Source organism: Aeromonas sp. sif2433 (assembly GCF_019218705.1).
GTDB classification, from domain to species: domain Bacteria; phylum Pseudomonadota; class Gammaproteobacteria; order Enterobacterales; family Aeromonadaceae; genus Aeromonas; species Aeromonas encheleia.
In genome coordinates this window covers 1-202 of the sequence record NZ_JAHUXD010000071.1, presented here as the reverse complement: position 1 = coordinate 202, position 202 = coordinate 1, and the positions used below count along the sequence as shown (strand labels likewise).

Annotated in this window: 1 protein-coding gene; it reads left to right on the top strand. The window is 64.4% G+C overall.

Going from position 1 to position 202, the window contains the following annotated elements:
* Positions 1–202, top strand: a 202-nt coding sequence (locus KW825_RS20805) for a hypothetical protein (RefSeq protein ID WP_218330263.1), incomplete at both ends; no start/stop codon positions are given.

Below are 202 nucleotides of genomic sequence, written 5' to 3'. Positions count from 1 at the left end.
GCGATGAGAGCATCGCCAAGCTGACCATCAACATCAAGGGGGCGGATGACGGTGCCAGCGTGGTGACGGCGGCGTCGACGGGTCCGGATCACCTGGTGTACGAGTCTGGCCTCAATCCGAATGGCTCTGATGCTGCGGCCAACAGCGAGACGGTGGCGGGTAGCTTCACGGTGTCGGCCACGGACGGCATCCTGACGGTGGT